Origin of the sequence: Pseudomonas sp. SJZ079, assembly GCF_007993865.1 — a bacterium.
In the GTDB taxonomy this organism is placed as follows: Bacteria; Pseudomonadota; Gammaproteobacteria; order Pseudomonadales; family Pseudomonadaceae; genus Aquipseudomonas.
Map to the genome: position 1 here is coordinate 17464 of NZ_VIUH01000009.1, position 16753 is coordinate 34216.

Sequence of the window (16753 nt, forward strand, 5' to 3'; positions counted from 1 at the left end):
ATGGCTCGTACTACACCGATTAACCGCTACCGTAACATTGGTATTGTCGCGCACGTGGATGCCGGCAAGACCACGACCACGGAGCGGGTTTTGTTTTACACGGGCGTCAACCACAAGATGGGCGAGGTGCATGATGGCGCCGCGACCATGGACTGGATGGCGCAGGAGCAGGAGCGTGGTATCACTATCACCTCCGCGGCTACCACTGCCTTCTGGCAGGGTTCCGAGAAGCAGTTTGAAAAGCACCGCTTCAACATCATCGACACCCCGGGGCACGTTGACTTCACCATTGAAGTAGAGCGCTCGCTGCGCGTGCTCGATGGTGCTGTGGTTGTGTTCTGTGGTACTTCGGGTGTTGAGCCGCAGTCGGAAACCGTATGGCGTCAAGCCAACAAGTACGGTGTTCCGCGTCTTGTTTACGTCAACAAGATGGACCGCGCCGGTGCTAACTTCCTGCGCGTGATCGGGCAGATCAAGCAGCGCCTGGGTCATACTCCGGTGCCTATTCAGCTTGCTATCGGAGCAGAAGATAACTTCCAGGGTCAGATCGATCTGATCAAGATGAAGGCTATCTACTGGAACGATGAAGACAAGGGCATGGCTCTGCGCGAGGAAGAAATTCCAGCGGATATGCTGGAGCTCGCTCAGGAGTGGCGCTCCAACATGGTTGAGGCTGCGGCCGAAGCCAACGAAGAGCTGATGAACAAGTATCTCGAAGGCGAAGAGCTGAGCAATGCCGAGATCAAGGCAGCGCTGCGTCAGCGCACTATTGCCGGTGAAATCGTTCTGGCAGTTTGCGGCTCCTCCTTCAAGAACAAGGGTGTGCCCCTGGTTCTCGATGCGGTTATCGATTACTTGCCGGCGCCAGTGGATATCCCTGCGATCAAGGGTACTGACCCGGATGACGAAACCGTCGCGATGGAGCGTCACGCCGACGATAGCGAACCGTTCTCCTCTCTGGCGTTTAAAATCGCTACCGACCCGTTCGTGGGCACCCTGACCTTTGCGCGTGTTTACTCGGGCGTATTGAGCTCGGGTGATGCCGTGATCAACTCGGTCAAGGGCAAGAAAGAGCGCGTGGGTCGTATGGTGCAAATGCATGCGAATACCCGTGAAGAGATCAAGGAAGTGCGCGCTGGCGACATCGCGGCCCTGATTGGCATGAAGGACGTCACTACTGGTGACACCCTGTGTTCGCTTGATAAGCCGATTATCCTCGTGCGTATGGACTTCCCGGAGCCGGTTATTTCGGTAGCTGTAGAGCCGAAGACCAAGGATGACCAGGAGAAGATGGGCATCGCCTTGGGCAAGTTGGCTCAAGAAGATCCGTCTTTCCGCGTCAAGACCGATGAAGAAACTGGCCAGACAATCATCTCCGGCATGGGCGAGTTGCACCTGGATATCCTGGTCGATCGCATGCGTCGCGAGTTCAACGTCGAAGCCAACATCGGTAAGCCGCAGGTTTCCTATCGTGAGAAGATCACGAAGACCTGTGAGATCGAAGGCAAGTTCGTTCGTCAGTCCGGTGGTCGTGGTCAGTTCGGTCATTGCTGGGTGCGCTTCTCGCCTGCTGACGAAGGTCAGGAAGGCTTGCAGTTCGTCAATGAAGTGGTTGGTGGTGTGATTCCGAAGGAATACATTCCGGCCATTCAGAAGGGCATCGAAGAGCAGATGAAAAACGGCGTTGTTGCCGGTTATCCGCTCATCGGCCTGAAGGCTACAGTGTTCGATGGTTCCTACCATGACGTCGACTCTAACGAGATGGCGTTCAAGGTTGCTGCCTCCATGGCGACTAAGCAGCTGTCCCAGAAGGGCGGCGCAGTAGTGCTTGAGCCGATCATGAAAGTGGAAGTGGTGACACCTGAGGACTACATGGGTGACGTGATGGGTGACCTGAATCGTCGTCGTGGTCTGATCCAGGGCATGGAAGATACGGTTTCCGGCAAGGTGATCCGCGCCGAAGTTCCGTTGGGTGAGATGTTCGGTTATGCGACCGACGTTCGCTCCATGTCTCAGGGTCGCGCGAGCTACTCCATGGAATTCTGCAAATACTCCGAGGCTCCGTCGAATGTCGTCGAAGCCATCGTTAAAAGACAAGGCTGATTCAGCCCTTTAGGCAAGAGGTTCACTGTCGTGGCTAAAGAAAAGTTTGAACGTAACAAACCGCACGTTAACGTTGGCACTATCGGTCACGTTGACCATGGTAAAACCACTCTGACTGCAGCGCTGACCAAGGTCTGCGCTGAGGCTTTCGGTGGTGCTATTCGTGACTTCGCTCAAATTGACAGCGCTCCGGAAGAGAAGGCTCGTGGTATCACGATCAACACTTCCCACGTTGAATATGACTCCACCATCCGTCACTACGCGCACGTTGATTGCCCGGGTCACGCGGATTATGTGAAGAACATGATCACCGGTGCTGCGCAGATGGATGGCGCTATCCTGGTTTGCTCCGCTGCTGACGGCCCGATGCCGCAGACTCGCGAGCACATCCTGCTGTCCCGTCAGGTTGGCGTTCCTTACATCGTTGTCTTCCTGAACAAGGCTGACATGGTGGACGACGCTGAGCTGCTGGAACTGGTTGAGATGGAAGTGCGTGACCTGCTGTCGGCTTACGACTTCCCGGGTGACGACACTCCGATCATCATCGGCTCCGCGCTGATGGCGCTGAACGGTCAAGACGACAACGAAATGGGCACCAGTGCCGTTCGTAAGCTGGTCGAGACCCTGGACTCCTATATTCCGGATCCGGTTCGCGTTATCGACAAGCCGTTCCTGATGCCAGTTGAGGACGTGTTCTCGATTTCCGGTCGCGGCACCGTGGTAACCGGTCGTATCGAGCGCGGCATCATCAAGATTCAGGAAGAAGTTGAGATCGTGGGTCTGCGTGACACCGTCAAGACCATCTGTACTGGTGTTGAGATGTTCCGCAAGCTGCTCGACGAAGGTCGTGCTGGCGAGAACTGCGGTATCCTGCTGCGCGGCACCAAGCGTGACGACGTAGAGCGTGGCCAGATCCTGGCTAAGCCGGGTAGTGTTAAGCCGCACACCAAGTTCGAAGCTGAAGTGTACGTGCTGAGCAAAGAAGAAGGCGGCCGCCACACTCCGTTCTTCAAAGGCTACCGTCCGCAGTTCTACTTCCGTACTACGGACGTGACTGGTAACTGCGAACTGCCGGAAGGCGTTGAAATGGTAATGCCGGGCGATAACGTGAAAATGGTTGTTACCCTGATCAAGTCGATCGCCATGGAAGACGGTCTGCGTTTCGCGATTCGCGAAGGCGGCCGTACCGTTGGTGCCGGCGTGGTTGCCAAGATCATCGAGTAATCGATTGATCTGCAGGGGAGCCCCCGCTTGCGGGGGCTTTTTTATTGGGTTGACACCCATAGGGGCCGTCTATAGAATTGCGCCTCCTTTTAACGGGCGTATTGCGCCTGTTGGGAATAGCAGCTTGGAATCTGAGGTCAAAATGCAAAATCAACAAATCCGTATTCGGTTGAAGGCTTTTGATCATCGCCTGATCGATCAATCTACCCAGGAAATCGTGGAAACCGCGAAACGTACTGGTGCTCAGGTGCGTGGTCCGATTCCTCTGCCTACCCGCAAGGAGCGGTACACCGTACTGACTTCTCCGCACGTCAACAAAGACGCGCGGGATCAGTTCGAAATTCGTACCCACAAGCGTGTTCTGGACATTGTCCAGCCAACGGATAAAACCGTTGATGCGCTGATGAAGCTCGATCTTGCGGCTGGCGTGGAAGTGCAGATCAGCCTCGGCTAAAACCTTGGGGTTTTAGTCGTGTAACGCTCTGAAATGGGCGGCCATAGCGGGTGAAAGCCCCGTACACTCATGAGGTTACAACATGACTATTGGTGTAGTCGGTCGTAAATGCGGGATGACCCGTATTTTCACCGAAGAAGGTGTCTCCATTCCGGTTACGGTCATTGAGATCGAGCCGAATCGCGTCACCCAGTTCAAAACTGAAGAAACCGATGGCTATCGTGCAGTGCAGGTTACTGTCGGTGAGCGTCGTGCTTCGCGTGTCAGCAAGGCTCAGGCCGGTCACTTCGCTAAGGCGAACGTCGCGGCAGGTCGTGGTGTTTGGGAGTTCCGTCTTGCAGAAGGCGATTACCAGGCCGGCGATCTGATCAACGCTGAAATTTTCCAAGCTGGGCAAATGGTGGATGTCACCGGTCAGTCCAAGGGTAAAGGCTTTGCCGGTACCATCAAGCGTTGGAACTTCCGCGGCCAAGACAACACTCACGGTAACTCCGTGTCCCACCGTGTTCCGGGTTCGATTGGCCAGTGCCAAACTCCGGGTCGCGTCTTCAAGGGCAAGAAAATGTCCGGTCACATGGGTGCTGAGCGCGTGACTGTGCAGTCCCTGGAAGTAGTGCGCGTCGATGCTGAACGCAACCTGCTGTTGGTCAAGGGTGCCGTTCCTGGTGCTACTGGCGGCAACTTGGTTGTGCGTCCGGCAGCCAAGGCTCGCGGTTAAGGGGAAGCTGACATGCAATTAAATGTAAATGGCGCTCAAGCGATCGAAGTTTCCGAAGCGACTTTCGGTGGCGATTACAACGAGACCCTGGTTCACCAAGCAGTTGTGGCCTACATGGCCGGCGGCCGTCAAGGCAGCAAGCAGCAGAAAACCCGCTCCGATGTATCCGGTGGTGGCAAGCGTCCGTGGCGTCAGAAGGGCACTGGTCGTGCTCGTGCTGGTACCACGCGCGGTCCGATCTGGCGTGGCGGTGGTGTGACCTTTGCTGCTCGTCCGCAAAATCACGATCAAAAGCTGAACAAGAAGATGTATCGCGCTGCATTGCGTTCGATTCTTGCTGAGCTGGTTCGTACTGATCGCCTGGTTGTGGTTGAGGACTTCAGCGTCGAGGCGCCGAAAACTAAAGACCTGCTGGGCAAGCTGAATGGCATGGGTCTGACCGATGTGTTGATCGTGTCCGATGCTATTGATGAGAATCTGTACCTGGCTGCTCGTAACCTGCCGCATGTTGATGTTCGTGACGTGCAAGGTTCCGATCCGGTCAGTCTGATCGCGTACGAAAAGGTACTGGTTACCGTTTCTGCCGTGAAGAAATTCGAGGAGCTGCTGGGATGAACCAGGAACGCGTATTTAAAGTGCTACTTGGCCCGCACGTCTCCGAGAAGGCTACTGTTCTGGCTGACAAGAAAAGCCAATTCGTTTTCAAGGTTGCAACCGATGCAACCAAGCTGGAAATCAAGAAGGCCGTCGAAAGCCTGTTCAGCGTGAAGGTTGAGCGTGTGACTACTCAGAACGTTCTGGGTAAGAGCAAGCGCACCGCTCGCGGTCTGGGCAAGCGTAACGACTGGAAGAAGGCAGTTATCTCCCTTCAGCCGGGCCAAGATCTCGATTTCGCCAGCAGTGCTGAGTAAGGGAGGGGTGCATCATGGCAATCGTTAAATGCAAACCGACTTCCGCTGGCCGCCGTTTTGTGGTCAAGGTGGTCAATCAGGAGCTGCATAAAGGCGCTCCTTACGCTCCGCTGCTTGAGAAGAAGTCGAAGACTGGCGGTCGTAACAACAATGGTCGCATCACTACCCGTCATATCGGTGGTGGTCACAAGCAGCATTACCGCTTGGTCGATTTCCGTCGCAATGACAAAGATGGCATTCCAGCCACTGTCGAGCGCATCGAATACGATCCAAACCGTACTGCGCATTTGGCCCTGCTGAAGTATGCCGATGGCGAGCGTCGCTACATTATCGCCCCTAAAGGCGTATCTGCTGGCGATCAGCTGGTCGCGGGTCTGATGGCTCCGATCAAGGCCGGTAACAGCCTGCAACTGCGCAACATTCCAGTTGGTAGCACTGTTCACGGTATCGAACTGAAGCCGGGTAAAGGCGCTCAGATCGCACGTTCCGCTGGTGCTTCGGCTCAGCTGATTGCGCGTGAAGGTGTCTATGTGACCCTGCGTCTGCGTTCCGGTGAAATGCGTAAAGTGCTGGCCGAGTGCCGTGCGACCCTGGGCGAAGTCTCGAACTCCGAGCACAGCCTGCGTTCGCTGGGTAAAGCTGGTGCCAAACGCTGGCGTGGCGTTCGCCCGACCGTTCGTGGTGTTGCCATGAACCCGGTCGACCACCCACACGGTGGTGGTGAAGGTCGTACCTCTGGTGGTCGTCATCCGGTGTCTCCATGGGGCTTCCCGACTAAGGGCGCGAAGACTCGTGGTAACAAACGCACCGATAACATGATCGTCCGTCGTCGCAAGTAAATAGAGGGATACGACAGTGCCACGTTCTCTGAAAAAAGGTCCTTTTATTGATCTTCACCTACTGAAGAAGATCGAAGTGGCGGCGGAAAAGAACGATCGCAAACCAGTTAAAACCTGGTCGCGCCGTTCAATGATTCTGCCGCAAATGGTCGGTCTGACCATCGCTGTGCATAACGGCCGTCAACATGTCCCAGTTCTGGTGAACGAAGACATGGTCGGTCACAAACTCGGCGAGTTTGCTGGTACCCGCACTTATCGTGGGCACGTAGCAGACAAGAAAGCCAAGCGTTAAGGGGTTAGGAAATGGAAGTAGCCGCTAAGTTGTCGGGCGCTCGAATCTCCGCCCAGAAAGCCCGCTTGGTCGCAGACCAGATCCGCGGGAAGAAGGTGGGCGAAGCGCTCAATGTATTGGCTTTCAGCAGTAAGAAAGCCGCCGAGATCATCAAGAAAGTGCTGGAGTCGGCTGTGGCCAACGCCGAGCATAACGAAGGCGCAGATGTTGATGACCTCAAGGTCAGCACCGTTTTCGTCAACGAAGGGCGTTCGCTGAAGCGAATCATGCCGCGTGCCAAAGGCCGCGCTGATCGCATCGTCAAGCGGTCTTGCCATATCACTGTCAAGGTTGCGGACAAGTAACGGAGTCGATCAGATGGGTCAGAAAGTACATCCCATTGGCATTCGCCTGGGAATCGTCAAGGAGCACACCTCCGTCTGGTACGCAGACGGTCGGACTTATGCGGACTATTTGTTCGCTGATCTGAAGGTGCGCGAGTATCTCCAAGACAAATTAAAAAGCGCGTCCGTGAGCCGTATCGACATTGCTCGCCCGGCTCAAACCGCACGCATCACCATCCACACCGCCCGTCCCGGTATCGTGATCGGCAAGAAAGGTGAAGATGTTGAGAAGCTGCGTCAGGACCTGACCAAGCAAATGGGTGTGCCTGTGCACATCAATATCGAAGAGATCCGCAAGCCGGAGCTCGACGGTATGCTGGTTGCGCAGAGCGTAGCTCAGCAGCTGGAGCGTCGTGTGATGTTCCGTCGCGCTATGAAGCGCGCTGTTCAGAACTCGATGCGCATTGGTGCCAAGGGCATCAAAATCCAAGTGAGCGGTCGTCTTGGTGGTGCTGAAATTGCACGCACCGAATGGTATCGCGAAGGTCGTGTGCCGTTGCACACCCTGCGTGCCGATATCGACTATGCCACGTACGAAGCGCACACCACTTACGGTGTGATCGGTGTCAAGGTTTGGATCTTCAAGGGCGAAGTGATTGGTGGTCGCCAGGAAGAACTCAAGCCGCAAGCACCTGCGCCTCGTAAAAAAGCTGCTAAGTAAGGGGTACGCCAAATGTTGCAACCAAAGCGTACGAAGTTCCGCAAGCAGATGACCGGCCACAACCGTGGTCTGGCTCAGCGCGGTAGCAAAGTCAGCTTCGGCGAGTTCGCGCTGAAGTCTGTTGCCCGCGGTCGTCTCACCGCCCGTCAGATCGAGTCCGCTCGTCGTGCTCTGACTCGTCACGTTAAGCGTGGCGGGAAAATCTGGATTCGCGTGTTCCCTGATAAACCGGTTACCAAGAAGCCTCTCGAAGTGCGGATGGGTAAAGGTAAGGGTGGCGTTGAATATTGGGTAGCCCAGATCCAGCCAGGCAAAGTCCTGTATGAGATCGAAGGCGTTTCCGAAGAGTTGGCGCGTGAGGCTTTCGCCCTGGCTGCTGCAAAGCTGCCGCTCGCCACCACTTTTGTTAAGCGGACGGTGATGTGATGAAGGCGAATGAACTTCGTGAAAAATCAGCACAGCAGCTGAACGAGCAACTGCTCGGCCTGCTGCGCGACCAGTTCAATCTGCGTATGCAGAAAGCAACTGGCCAGTTGGGGCAGTCTCACCTGCTCTCGCAAGTTAAGCGCGACATCGCTCGTGTGAAAACTGTGCTCAACCAGCAGGCAGGTAAGTGATCATGGCTGAAGCCGAAAAAACAGTCCGTACGCTGACCGGCCGTGTCGTCAGCGACAAGATGGACAAGACCATCACCGTATTGATCGAGCGTCGCGTTAAGCACCCGATCTACGGCAAATATGTCAAGCGTTCGACCAAGCTGCACGCTCACGACGAAAGCAATCAGTGCCACATCGGTGACAAGGTTTCCATCCGTGAAACCCGTCCTGTAGCCAAGACCAAGTCTTGGGCGCTGGTTGAAGTTCTCGAACGCGCAGTGGAAGTCTAAGGGCTAAGGGTCGGAGAAATTATATGATTCAGACTCAATCCATGCTCGACGTCGCTGACAACAGCGGTGCTCGTCGCGTTATGTGCATCAAGGTGCTGGGCGGTTCGCACCGCCGTTACGCCGGTATCGGCGACATCATCAAGGTGACCGTTAAGGAAGCAATTCCGCGCGGTAAAGTGAAGAAAGGCCAAGTGATGACTGCAGTAGTAGTCCGCACTCGTCACGGCGTTCGTCGCCCTGATGGCTCGATTATTCGCTTTGATGGCAACGCTGCTGTTCTGTTGAACAACAAGCAAGAGCCGATCGGTACCCGTATCTTTGGGCCCGTGACCCGTGAGCTTCGCAACGAGAAGTTCATGAAGATCGTCTCGCTCGCCCCTGAAGTGCTGTAAGGAGATCCGACATGCAAAAGATTCGTCGTGACGACGAGATCATCGTGATCGCCGGCAAAGACAAAGGTAAGCGTGGCAAGGTGCTGAGGGTGCTCGCTGATGACCGTCTGGTCGTTGGTGGGGTCAACCTGGTCAAGCGCCATACCAAGCCGAACCCTGCGTCGGGCGTTCAAGGCGGTATCGTCGAAAAAGAAGCGCCATTGCACGCTTCTAACGTAGCCATTTTCAACGGTGAAACCAGCAAGGCAGATCGTGTTGGTTTTAAGGTTGAAGACGGTAAAAAAATTCGTGTCTTCAAGTCGACCCAAAAAGCGGTTGATGCTTGAACACTGCTAGGTAGAAGACCATGGCACGACTAAAAGAGATTTATCGGAAAGAAATCGCGCCGAAGCTGAAGGAAGACCTGAAGCTTTCGAACGTGATGGAAGTTCCGCGTATTACCAAAATCACCCTGAACATGGGTCTTGGCGAAGCGATTGGCGATAAGAAGATTATCGACCATGCTGTTTCCGATCTGGAAAAGATTTGCGGTCAGAAAGTCGTTGTGACTCATGCCCGTAAGTCGATTGCAGGTTTCAAGGTTCGTGAGGGTTGGCCGATCGGCGTCAAGGTCACCTTGCGCAGCGATCGTATGTACGAATTCCTGGATCGTCTGCTGTCGATCTCCCTGCCGCGGGTGCGTGACTTCCGCGGGCTGAATGCCAAGTCCTTCGATGGTCGTGGTAACTACAGCATGGGCGTTAAAGAGCAGATCATCTTCCCGGAAATCGACTACGACAAGATCGATGTCCTGCGTGGTCTGGATATTACCCTGACCACCACTGCTCGTACGGATGACGAGGGTCGTGCATTGCTGCGCGCCTTCAAGTTTCCGTTCCGCAACTGATTGGAGTTGGATCATGGCCAAAATGAGCATGAAAAACCGTGAGCTGAAGCGTCAGCAAACGGTAGCCAAGTACGCCAAAAAGCGTGCCGAGCTAAAGGCAGTCATCTCCGATCTGGAAGCCAGTCCGGAAGCACGCTGGGAAGCCCAGATCGCGTTGCAAAAGCAACCGCGTGATGCCAGCTCTTCTCGCCTGCGTAATCGCTGCCGCATTACTGGTCGTCCGCACGGTGTTTTCCGTAAGTTCGGCCTGTCGCGTATCAAGCTGCGTGAAGCGGCTATGCGTGGCGATGTACCGGGTCTGCGCAAGGCCAGCTGGTAAGCGGCTGTGTGAGTCTGGGCCGGCGGTGCCGTTGGCATCGTCGATCCAGTGCAAGAAAATGAATCAAGCCCCTTTTGGGGCTTGATTCATTTTTGATCAGTCTCTAGAATGTTCGGCTCGCCTGAGCCTGGGCTTTATCTTGTCCGGCGTTTTGGCGACTCTAGCCGCAAGGCTAATTCTTTTTGTATCAGGAGCGTCTAGCCCATGAGTATGCAGGACCCGTTAGCGGACATGCTAACTCGTATCCGTAATGCCCAGATGGCTGAAAAGTCCGTCGTAAGCATGCCGTCTTCCACGTTGAAGGTGGCTGTAGCCCAAGTTCTCAAGGACGAAGGTTATATTGCGGGTTATCAGATCAGCGGTGAAGTTAAGCCGCAGCTGTCCATCGAGCTGAAGTACTTCGAAGGCCGCCCGGTCATTGAAGAAGTTAAGCGCGTCAGCCGCCCAGGCCTTCGCCAGTACAAGTCCGTTGAAGATCTGCCAAAGGTTCGTGGCGGTCTCGGCGTATCCATCGTCTCCACCAACAAAGGTGTGATGACGGATCGTGCTGCGCGCGCTGCCGGTGTCGGTGGTGAAGTGCTGTGTACAGTGTTCTAAGGGGGGTATAGGCATGTCTCGCGTTGCTAAAAACCCCGTCAAGCTGCCTGCTGGTGTAGAGATTAAGCTCGCCGGTCAGCAGCTATCGGTCAAAGGCGCCAAGGGCGCTTTGGAACTGAATATTCATTCGTCCATTGAGGTGCTTGAGGAATCCGGTGAGCTGCGTTTCGCTGCTCGTAACGGCGACCAGCAAACCCGCGCAATGGCCGGTACCACTCGTGCGTTGGTTAACAATATGGTAATCGGCGTCAGCGAAGGCTTCGAGCGTAAGCTCCAGTTGGTCGGTGTTGGTTACAAGGCGCAAGCCAAGGGGCAGGTTCTGTCTCTGGCGTTGGGCTATTCGCACCCGATCGATTACGAACTGCCGCAAGGCGTTACCGCCGAGACCCCTAGCCAGACCGACATCCTGATCAAGGGTGTCGATAAGCAGTTGGTTGGTCAGGTTGCTGCGGAAATTCGTGACTTCCGTCGTCCTGAACCTTACAAGGGCAAAGGTGTTCGTTACGCCGACGAAGTCGTCCGCCGTAAAGAAGCCAAGAAGAAGTAGGGCCTAGCAAATGACCGCCAAGAAAGTAACAAGACTGCGTCGCGCTCGCAAAGCACGCCTGAAAATGCACGAACTAGAAGTCGTGCGTCTCTGCGTGTATCGCTCTTCGCAGCACATTTATGCCCAGGTCATTTCGGCCGACGGCAGCAAAGTTGTGGCCAGCGCCTCGACTTTGGACAAAGCACTGCGTGATGGCGCCACTGGCAACGTCGACGCGGCCAAGAAAGTTGGTCAGCTGGTTGCTGAGCGTGCGAAAGCCGCTGGTGTGACTCAGGTTGCATTCGACCGTTCTGGCTTCAAGTACCACGGCCGCGTCAAGGCGCTGGCTGATGCTGCTCGTGAAGGCGGGCTGGAGTTCTAAGTTATGTCATATAACGACCAAAAGCGCGACGAAGGCTATATCGAGAAGCTGGTACAGGTTAATCGCGTTGCTAAGACCGTTAAAGGTGGCCGAATTTTCACATTTACCGCGTTGACCGTGGTGGGTGATGGTAAAGGTCGCGTTGGTTTCGGTCGCGGCAAGTCCCGTGAAGTGCCTGCTGCAATCCAGAAGGCTATGGAAGCAGCGCGCCGCAATATGATCCAGGTGGATCTGAACGGCACCACGTTGCAGTACGCGATGAAATCTGCCCATGGCGCCTCCAAGGTGTACATGCAGCCGGCTTCCGAAGGTACTGGCATTATCGCTGGTGGTGCTATGCGCGCCGTGTTGGAAGTGGCCGGCGTGCAGAACGTTCTGGCCAAGTGCTATGGCTCGACCAATCCGGTGAACGTGGTGCATGCCACTTTCAAAGGGCTGAAGGCTATGCAGTCTCCTGATTCTATTGCTGCCAAGCGCGGCAAGACTGTTAAGGAGATTTTCTAATCATGGCTAACACCGTCAAAGTTACGCTGATCAAAAGCGTTAGCGGCCGTATCCCGAATCACAAGTTGTGTGTGAAGGGTCTGGGTCTGCGTCGGATTGGTCACACTGTAGAAGTCCTGGATACTCCCGAGAATCGCGGGATGATCAACAAGGCTTACTACATGCTGCGAGTCGAGGGTTAATACATGTACCTGAACGATCTGAGTCCTGCGCCGGGTTCCCGCCGCGAGAAGCACCGTCCGGGCCGTGGTATCGGTAGCGGTTTGGGTAAGACCGGTGGCCGTGGCCACAAGGGTCAGTCCTCCCGTTCCGGTGGCACCATTGCTCCGGGTTTTGAAGGCGGTCAGCAACCTCTGCACCGTCGTTTGCCTAAGTTCGGCTTCGTTTCCCTGAAGGCTATGGATCGCGCAGAAGTGCGCACTTCCGAGCTGAACAAGGTCGAAGGCGATGTTGTTACTCTGCAAGCGCTAAAGGATGCCAACCTGATTAACCAAAACGTACAGCGTGTGAAAGTCATGCTGTCCGGCGAGGTTACTCGTGCTGTCACCCTTAAAGGTATCGCTGCCACCAAAGGTGCGCGTGCGGCTATCGAAGCAGCTGGCGGTAAGTTCGAGGAATAAATGGCTAAGCAAGGTGCTCTCTCAGCGCTCAGCAATGGCGGGTTATCCGAGCTCTGGGCTCGACTGCGCTTCCTGTTAATGGCGATTATCGTCTATCGGATCGGTGCACACATTCCAGTGCCGGGGATCAATCCAGACCGGCTGGCAGATCTGTTTCGACAGAATGAGGGGACCATTCTTAGCTTGTTCAACATGTTTTCCGGCGGCGCGCTGGAGCGGATGAGTATCTTTGCACTGGGGATCATGCCGTATATTTCGGCATCGATCATCATGCAGCTGATGACCGCTGTCAGCCCGCAGTTGGAGCAGTTGAAGAAGGAAGGTGAGGCTGGTCGTCGCAAGATCAGCCAATACACCCGCTACGGCACTTTGCTCTTGGCGTTCGTCCAGGCTATCGGCATGTCCGTTGGTCTGGCGAGTCAGGGTGTAGCGTTTTCGGTCGATTTCGGCTTCCACTTCGTAGCAGTCACCACATTTGTGGCGGGTGCGATGTTTATGATGTGGTTGGGCGAGCAGATCACCGAGCGCGGTGTTGGCAACGGTATTTCGATGCTGATTTTTGCAGGCATCGTAGCCGGTCTGCCGTCGGCGATTGGGCAGTCTTTCGAGTCTGCTCGTCAGGGCGATATCAATATTTTCGCGCTCATCGCCATCGGTTTGCTGGCAGTAGCGATCATTGGTTTTGTGGTGTTCATTGAGCGTGGTCAGCGTCGCATCGCGGTGCACTACGCCAAGCGTCAGCAGGGCCGTAAGGTTTTTGCCGCGCAGACCAGTCACTTGCCTTTGAAGGTGAATATGGCAGGTGTTATTCCTGCGATTTTCGCCAGCAGCCTTCTGTTGTTCCCGGCTTCGCTGGGTGCCTGGTTTGGTCAGTCTGAAGGTATGGGCTGGCTGCAGGATATTTCACAGGCTATCGCTCCTGGTCAGCCGTTGAATATTTTGCTGTTTAGTGCGGGGATTGTTTTCTTCTGCTTCTTCTATACAGCCTTGATGTTCAATCCGAAAGACGTAGCGGAAAACCTGAAGAAGTCCGGTGCCTTTATTCCGGGTATCCGTCCGGGTGAGCAGTCTGCGCGCTATATCGATGGCGTGCTGACTCGTTTGACCATGTTCGGTGCTCTGTACATGACGGCCGTATGCTTGTTGCCCCAGTTTCTGGTGGTGGCGGCCAACGTACCGTTCTACCTTGGCGGGACCTCGTTGCTGATCGTGGTGGTGGTTGTGATGGACTTCATGTCGCAAGTACAATCGCACCTCGTTTCGCACCAGTACGAATCCCTGATGAAGAAAGCCAACCTGAAGGGCTACGGCAGCGGCATGCTTCGCTGAAGTGTCCATAAGGTTCGAGGAGTGGGTAATGAAAGTTCGTGCATCGGTGAAAAAGCTGTGCCGTAACTGCAAAATTATTCGTCGCGAAGGTGTTGTGCGAGTGATTTGCAGCGCGGAACCGCGTCACAAACAGCGCCAAGGCTGATGTGATTGAAGCGTTACAAGCCCGGCAGCTAGTGCGCTGCCGGGTTGATTATTTGTTTTTACAGCGTTAGTATCTCGCGCCCTATTTCTTGGCTTCCGGGGCGTAGGTAGCTGTCAATTGGAGTTACACTGAATGGCCCGTATTGCAGGCGTAAACATTCCGGATAACAAACACACTGTTATCTCGCTGACCTACATCTTCGGTGTCGGTCGCACTACAGCACAGAAAATCTGTGTTGCTGCTGGTGTTAATCCGGCAGTAAAGATCAAAGATCTCTCTGACGAGCAGATCGAGCAGCTGCGTGGCGAAGTAGCCAAGGTTAATACCGAGGGTGATCTGCGTCGTGAAGTGAACATGAAAATCAAGCGCTTGATGGACCTGGGCTGCTACCGCGGTCTGCGTCATCGCCGTGGCCTTCCGGTCCGCGGTCAGCGTACCAAGACCAACGCGCGCACCCGTAAGGGCCCGCGTAAGCCGATCCGCAAGTAATTGCGCCCGCGAATCGACAGGAAATAAGTCATGGCTAAGCCTGCTGCTCGTACTCGTAAGAAAGTCAAAAAGACAGTGGTGGATGGCATCGCCCATATCCACGCGTCTTTCAACAACACAATCGTGACCATTACTGACCGTCAGGGCAATGCTCTGTCTTGGGCTACCTCTGGTGGTTCAGGTTTCCGCGGCTCGCGTAAAAGCACCCCGTTCGCTGCCCAGGTGGCTGCTGAGCGTGCTGGTCAAGCTGCGCTGGAATACGGCCTGAAGAACCTTGATGTGAACGTCAAGGGTCCCGGTCCGGGTCGTGAGTCCGCTGTCCGTGCTTTGAACGGCTGCGGTTACAAGATCGCCAGCATCACCGATGTGACGCCCATTCCGCATAACGGATGCCGTCCTTCGAAGAAGCGTCGCGTGTAATCAGGAGACAGTGAGAAATGGCTCGTTACATTGGTCCCAAATGCAAACTGTCTCGTCGTGAAGGCACAGATCTTTTCCTGAAAAGTGGCGTACGCGCTCTGGAATCGAAGTGCAACATCGAAGCAGCCCCAGGTATTCACGGTCAGCGCCGTAGCCGTCAGTCCGACTACGGTACTCAGCTGCGTGAGAAGCAAAAAGTTCGCCGTATCTATGGCGTGCTCGAGCGTCAGTTCAGTGGTTACTACAAAGAAGCTGCCGGTAAGAAAGGCGCTACTGGTGAGAACCTGCTGCAACTGCTCGAGTGCCGTCTGGATAACGTTGTTTACCGTATGGGCTTTGGTTCGACCCGTGCTGAATCCCGTCAGTTGGTTTCGCACAAGTCGATCAGCATCAACGGTAAAACTGTAAACGTGCCGTCCTACCAGGTTAAAGCTGGTGACGTTGTTGCAGTTCGTGAGAAGGCGAAGAATCAGCTGCGCATCGTTCAAGCCCTTGAACTCTGTGCTCAGCGTGGCCGCGTTGAATGGGTAGAAGTAGACACCGAGAAGAAGTCCGGCGTGTTTAAAAACGTGCCTGCTCGTGGTGATCTCTCCGCCGACATCAACGAAAGCCTGATTGTCGAGCTCTACTCCAAGTAAGGGCTAGAAAATAGGTGCATCCATGCAGATTTCGGTAAATGAGTTCCTGACCCCCCGTCACATCGATGTGCAGGTGGTCAGTCCGACCCGCGCTAAGATCACTCTCGAGCCTCTCGAGCGTGGTTTTGGCCACACCCTGGGCAACGCGCTGCGTCGCATCCTGTTGTCCTCCATGCCTGGCTGTGCAGTAGTCGAGGCCGAGATTGACGGTGTACTCCATGAGTACAGCGCCATCGAAGGTGTTCAGGAAGATGTGATTGAGATCCTGCTCAACCTTAAAGGTCTGGCTATCAAGCTGCACGGTCGCGACGAAGTGACGCTGACTCTGGCGAAGAAGGGCTCGGGTGTAGTTACCGCTGCCGATATTCAGCTGGATCACGATGTCGAAATCGTCAATGGCGACCACGTAATCGCTAACCTGGCTGCTAATGGCGCGCTGAACATGAAGCTCACCGTAGCTCGTGGTCGCGGCTATGAGCCGGCAGACGCGCGCCAGAGTGATGAAGATGAAAGCCGCAGCATCGGTCGCTTGCAGCTTGACGCTTCGTTCAGCCCTGTACGCCGTATTGCTTACGTGGTGGAAAATGCTCGCGTCGAGCAGCGTACCAACTTGGACAAACTGGTTATCGACCTAGAAACCAACGGGACTCTTGATCCTGAGGAAGCTATCCGTCGTGCCGCGACCATTCTGCAGCAGCAGTTGGCCGCGTTCGTCGACCTCAAAGGTGACAGTGAGCCTGTAGTGATCGAGCAGGAAGACGAGATCGATCCGATCCTGCTGCGTCCGGTAGATGATCTGGAACTGACCGTACGTTCGGCAAACTGCCTCAAGGCAGAAAACATTTACTATATCGGCGATCTGATTCAGCGCACCGAAGTAGAACTGTTGAAAACGCCGAACCTGGGCAAGAAATCCCTGACTGAAATCAAGGATGTTCTGGCTTCTCGCGGTCTGTCCCTCGGTATGCGCCTCGACAATTGGCCGCCGGCAAGTCTGAAGAAAGACGATAAGGCGACAGCCTGATCGTCATCATC

The 16753-nt window shown here is 55.0% G+C and carries 29 protein-coding genes; all 29 read left to right on the plus strand.

The window, feature by feature from the left end; genetic code table 11:
• The 29 genes from fusA (at position 1) to rpoA (ending at position 16742) form a co-directional block, all read left to right on the plus strand.
• The gene (gene fusA, locus FBY03_RS10320) at positions 1-2103 is read left to right on the plus strand and encodes an elongation factor G (RefSeq protein WP_147172130.1); all 2103 of its coding nucleotides are present in this window, start codon (positions 1-3) and stop codon (positions 2101-2103) included.
• Positions 2104-2133: 30 nt separating this feature from the next.
• A complete protein-coding gene (gene tuf / locus FBY03_RS10325) occupies positions 2134-3327 on the plus strand; it encodes an elongation factor Tu (RefSeq protein WP_147172132.1) in 1194 nt (397 codons plus the stop codon).
• 142 nt (positions 3328-3469) lie between these two features.
• Positions 3470-3781 (plus strand): 30S ribosomal protein S10, encoded by a 312-nt coding sequence (gene rpsJ, locus FBY03_RS10330; RefSeq protein ID WP_025167726.1) that lies wholly within the window; start codon positions 3470-3472, stop codon positions 3779-3781.
• 82 nt (positions 3782-3863) lie between these two features.
• Complete coding sequence (gene rplC, locus FBY03_RS10335) at positions 3864-4499, plus strand: 50S ribosomal protein L3 (RefSeq protein ID WP_025167725.1); 636 nt, start codon at positions 3864-3866, stop codon at positions 4497-4499.
• A 12-nt stretch (positions 4500-4511) separates the two neighbouring features.
• The gene (gene rplD, locus FBY03_RS10340; protein ID WP_025167724.1) at positions 4512-5114 is read left to right on the plus strand and encodes a 50S ribosomal protein L4; all 603 of its coding nucleotides are present in this window, start codon (positions 4512-4514) and stop codon (positions 5112-5114) included.
• Positions 5111-5410: a 50S ribosomal protein L23 gene (rplW, locus tag FBY03_RS10345; RefSeq protein WP_025167723.1), complete on the plus strand. Its 300-nt coding sequence runs from the start codon at positions 5111-5113 to the stop codon at positions 5408-5410. The genes rplD and rplW overlap by 4 nt, the downstream gene beginning before the upstream one ends.
• Positions 5411-5424: 14 nt before the next feature.
• Positions 5425-6249: a 50S ribosomal protein L2 gene (gene rplB / locus FBY03_RS10350; RefSeq protein WP_147172134.1), complete on the plus strand. Its 825-nt coding sequence runs from the start codon at positions 5425-5427 to the stop codon at positions 6247-6249.
• A 16-nt stretch (positions 6250-6265) separates the two neighbouring features.
• The gene (gene rpsS / locus FBY03_RS10355) at positions 6266-6541 is read left to right on the plus strand and encodes a 30S ribosomal protein S19 (protein WP_002555486.1); all 276 of its coding nucleotides are present in this window, start codon (positions 6266-6268) and stop codon (positions 6539-6541) included.
• Positions 6542-6552: 11 nt separating this feature from the next.
• Positions 6553-6885: a 50S ribosomal protein L22 gene (gene rplV, locus FBY03_RS10360; RefSeq protein WP_025167721.1), complete on the plus strand. Its 333-nt coding sequence runs from the start codon at positions 6553-6555 to the stop codon at positions 6883-6885.
• Positions 6886-6898: 13 nt separating this feature from the next.
• The gene (gene rpsC, locus FBY03_RS10365; protein ID WP_025167720.1) at positions 6899-7585 is read left to right on the plus strand and encodes a 30S ribosomal protein S3; all 687 of its coding nucleotides are present in this window, start codon (positions 6899-6901) and stop codon (positions 7583-7585) included.
• Between the two features lie 12 nt (positions 7586-7597).
• On the plus strand, positions 7598-8011 hold the full coding sequence (rplP, locus tag FBY03_RS10370; protein ID WP_003243901.1) for a 50S ribosomal protein L16: 414 nt from the start codon (positions 7598-7600) through the stop codon (positions 8009-8011).
• Positions 8011-8202: a 50S ribosomal protein L29 gene (gene rpmC / locus FBY03_RS10375; protein ID WP_002555481.1), complete on the plus strand. Its 192-nt coding sequence runs from the start codon at positions 8011-8013 to the stop codon at positions 8200-8202. Before rplP ends, rpmC begins: the two co-directional genes overlap by 1 nt.
• Positions 8203-8204: 2 nt before the next feature.
• On the plus strand, positions 8205-8471 hold the full coding sequence (rpsQ, locus tag FBY03_RS10380; protein WP_025167719.1) for a 30S ribosomal protein S17: 267 nt from the start codon (positions 8205-8207) through the stop codon (positions 8469-8471).
• Positions 8472-8494: 23 nt separating this feature from the next.
• Positions 8495-8863 (plus strand): 50S ribosomal protein L14, encoded by a 369-nt coding sequence (gene rplN, locus FBY03_RS10385; RefSeq protein WP_014854220.1) that lies wholly within the window; start codon positions 8495-8497, stop codon positions 8861-8863.
• A gap of 11 nt (positions 8864-8874) precedes the next feature.
• Positions 8875-9189, plus strand: coding sequence for a 50S ribosomal protein L24 (gene rplX / locus FBY03_RS10390; protein ID WP_147172136.1), 315 nt, complete (start codon positions 8875-8877; stop codon positions 9187-9189).
• Positions 9190-9209: 20 nt separating this feature from the next.
• Entirely contained in the window at positions 9210-9749 is a 540-nt protein-coding gene (rplE, locus tag FBY03_RS10395; protein WP_147172138.1) for a 50S ribosomal protein L5, read from the plus strand.
• Positions 9750-9762: 13 nt separating this feature from the next.
• Positions 9763-10068, plus strand: a complete 306-nt coding sequence (gene rpsN, locus FBY03_RS10400; RefSeq protein ID WP_025167716.1) for a 30S ribosomal protein S14 — start codon at positions 9763-9765, stop codon at positions 10066-10068.
• A gap of 204 nt (positions 10069-10272) precedes the next feature.
• A complete protein-coding gene (gene rpsH / locus FBY03_RS10405; protein WP_147172140.1) occupies positions 10273-10665 on the plus strand; it encodes a 30S ribosomal protein S8 in 393 nt (130 codons plus the stop codon).
• Positions 10666-10678: 13 nt separating this feature from the next.
• Positions 10679-11212 carry a 50S ribosomal protein L6 gene (rplF, locus tag FBY03_RS10410; protein ID WP_147172142.1) on the plus strand — a complete coding sequence of 178 codons (534 nt, stop codon included), beginning with the start codon at positions 10679-10681 and terminating at the stop codon, positions 11210-11212.
• Between the two features lie 10 nt (positions 11213-11222).
• Positions 11223-11573, plus strand: coding sequence for a 50S ribosomal protein L18 (gene rplR, locus FBY03_RS10415; protein WP_147172144.1), 351 nt, complete (start codon positions 11223-11225; stop codon positions 11571-11573).
• A gap of 3 nt (positions 11574-11576) precedes the next feature.
• Entirely contained in the window at positions 11577-12077 is a 501-nt protein-coding gene (rpsE, locus tag FBY03_RS10420; protein ID WP_025167712.1) for a 30S ribosomal protein S5, read from the plus strand.
• 2 nt (positions 12078-12079) lie between these two features.
• Complete coding sequence (gene rpmD / locus FBY03_RS10425; protein WP_025167711.1) at positions 12080-12259, plus strand: 50S ribosomal protein L30; 180 nt, start codon at positions 12080-12082, stop codon at positions 12257-12259.
• Positions 12260-12262: 3 nt separating this feature from the next.
• Positions 12263-12697 carry a 50S ribosomal protein L15 gene (gene rplO / locus FBY03_RS10430; RefSeq protein ID WP_025167710.1) on the plus strand — a complete coding sequence of 145 codons (435 nt, stop codon included), beginning with the start codon at positions 12263-12265 and terminating at the stop codon, positions 12695-12697.
• On the plus strand, positions 12698-14026 hold the full coding sequence (gene secY / locus FBY03_RS10435) for a preprotein translocase subunit SecY (RefSeq protein ID WP_025167709.1): 1329 nt from the start codon (positions 12698-12700) through the stop codon (positions 14024-14026).
• 28 nt (positions 14027-14054) lie between these two features.
• Entirely contained in the window at positions 14055-14171 is a 117-nt protein-coding gene (gene rpmJ, locus FBY03_RS10440; RefSeq protein WP_002555468.1) for a 50S ribosomal protein L36, read from the plus strand.
• A gap of 132 nt (positions 14172-14303) precedes the next feature.
• Entirely contained in the window at positions 14304-14660 is a 357-nt protein-coding gene (rpsM, locus tag FBY03_RS10445) for a 30S ribosomal protein S13 (RefSeq protein ID WP_147172150.1), read from the plus strand.
• 30 nt (positions 14661-14690) lie between these two features.
• Positions 14691-15080, plus strand: coding sequence for a 30S ribosomal protein S11 (gene rpsK, locus FBY03_RS10450; RefSeq protein WP_013789773.1), 390 nt, complete (start codon positions 14691-14693; stop codon positions 15078-15080).
• Between the two features lie 17 nt (positions 15081-15097).
• Positions 15098-15718 (plus strand): 30S ribosomal protein S4, encoded by a 621-nt coding sequence (rpsD, locus tag FBY03_RS10455; protein ID WP_147172152.1) that lies wholly within the window; start codon positions 15098-15100, stop codon positions 15716-15718.
• Between the two features lie 22 nt (positions 15719-15740).
• A complete protein-coding gene (gene rpoA, locus FBY03_RS10460) occupies positions 15741-16742 on the plus strand; it encodes a DNA-directed RNA polymerase subunit alpha (RefSeq protein WP_025167706.1) in 1002 nt (333 codons plus the stop codon).
• Positions 16743-16753: the final 11 nt, after the last annotated feature.

Excerpts from the sequence above, each read along its gene's own strand:
- fusA (WP_147172130.1), top strand. The coding sequence starts at position 1 with ATGGCTCGTACTACACCGATTAACCGCTACCGTAACATTGGTATTGTC.
- rpsJ (WP_025167726.1), top strand. The coding sequence starts at position 3,470 with ATGCAAAATCAACAAATCCGTATTCGGTTGAAGGCTTTTGATCATCGC.
- rplC (WP_025167725.1), top strand. The coding sequence starts at position 3,864 with ATGACTATTGGTGTAGTCGGTCGTAAATGCGGGATGACCCGTATTTTC.
- rplD (WP_025167724.1), top strand. The coding sequence starts at position 4,512 with ATGCAATTAAATGTAAATGGCGCTCAAGCGATCGAAGTTTCCGAAGCG.
- rplW (WP_025167723.1), top strand. The coding sequence starts at position 5,111 with ATGAACCAGGAACGCGTATTTAAAGTGCTACTTGGCCCGCACGTCTCC.
- rplB (WP_147172134.1), top strand. The coding sequence starts at position 5,425 with ATGGCAATCGTTAAATGCAAACCGACTTCCGCTGGCCGCCGTTTTGTG.
- rplV (WP_025167721.1), top strand. The coding sequence starts at position 6,553 with ATGGAAGTAGCCGCTAAGTTGTCGGGCGCTCGAATCTCCGCCCAGAAA.
- rpsC (WP_025167720.1), top strand. The coding sequence starts at position 6,899 with ATGGGTCAGAAAGTACATCCCATTGGCATTCGCCTGGGAATCGTCAAG.
- rplP (WP_003243901.1), top strand. The coding sequence starts at position 7,598 with ATGTTGCAACCAAAGCGTACGAAGTTCCGCAAGCAGATGACCGGCCAC.
- rpmC (WP_002555481.1), top strand. The coding sequence starts at position 8,011 with ATGAAGGCGAATGAACTTCGTGAAAAATCAGCACAGCAGCTGAACGAG.
- rpsQ (WP_025167719.1), top strand. The coding sequence starts at position 8,205 with ATGGCTGAAGCCGAAAAAACAGTCCGTACGCTGACCGGCCGTGTCGTC.
- rplN (WP_014854220.1), top strand. The coding sequence starts at position 8,495 with ATGATTCAGACTCAATCCATGCTCGACGTCGCTGACAACAGCGGTGCT.
- rplX (WP_147172136.1), top strand. The coding sequence starts at position 8,875 with ATGCAAAAGATTCGTCGTGACGACGAGATCATCGTGATCGCCGGCAAA.
- rplE (WP_147172138.1), top strand. The coding sequence starts at position 9,210 with ATGGCACGACTAAAAGAGATTTATCGGAAAGAAATCGCGCCGAAGCTG.
- rpsN (WP_025167716.1), top strand. The coding sequence starts at position 9,763 with ATGGCCAAAATGAGCATGAAAAACCGTGAGCTGAAGCGTCAGCAAACG.
- rpsH (WP_147172140.1), top strand. The coding sequence starts at position 10,273 with ATGAGTATGCAGGACCCGTTAGCGGACATGCTAACTCGTATCCGTAAT.
- rplF (WP_147172142.1), top strand. The coding sequence starts at position 10,679 with ATGTCTCGCGTTGCTAAAAACCCCGTCAAGCTGCCTGCTGGTGTAGAG.
- rplR (WP_147172144.1), top strand. The coding sequence starts at position 11,223 with ATGACCGCCAAGAAAGTAACAAGACTGCGTCGCGCTCGCAAAGCACGC.
- rpsE (WP_025167712.1), top strand. The coding sequence starts at position 11,577 with ATGTCATATAACGACCAAAAGCGCGACGAAGGCTATATCGAGAAGCTG.
- rpmD (WP_025167711.1), top strand. The coding sequence starts at position 12,080 with ATGGCTAACACCGTCAAAGTTACGCTGATCAAAAGCGTTAGCGGCCGT.
- rplO (WP_025167710.1), top strand. The coding sequence starts at position 12,263 with ATGTACCTGAACGATCTGAGTCCTGCGCCGGGTTCCCGCCGCGAGAAG.
- secY (WP_025167709.1), top strand. The coding sequence starts at position 12,698 with ATGGCTAAGCAAGGTGCTCTCTCAGCGCTCAGCAATGGCGGGTTATCC.
- rpmJ (WP_002555468.1), top strand. The coding sequence starts at position 14,055 with ATGAAAGTTCGTGCATCGGTGAAAAAGCTGTGCCGTAACTGCAAAATT.
- rpsM (WP_147172150.1), top strand. The coding sequence starts at position 14,304 with ATGGCCCGTATTGCAGGCGTAAACATTCCGGATAACAAACACACTGTT.
- rpsK (WP_013789773.1), top strand. The coding sequence starts at position 14,691 with ATGGCTAAGCCTGCTGCTCGTACTCGTAAGAAAGTCAAAAAGACAGTG.
- rpsD (WP_147172152.1), top strand. The coding sequence starts at position 15,098 with ATGGCTCGTTACATTGGTCCCAAATGCAAACTGTCTCGTCGTGAAGGC.
- rpoA (WP_025167706.1), top strand. The coding sequence starts at position 15,741 with ATGCAGATTTCGGTAAATGAGTTCCTGACCCCCCGTCACATCGATGTG.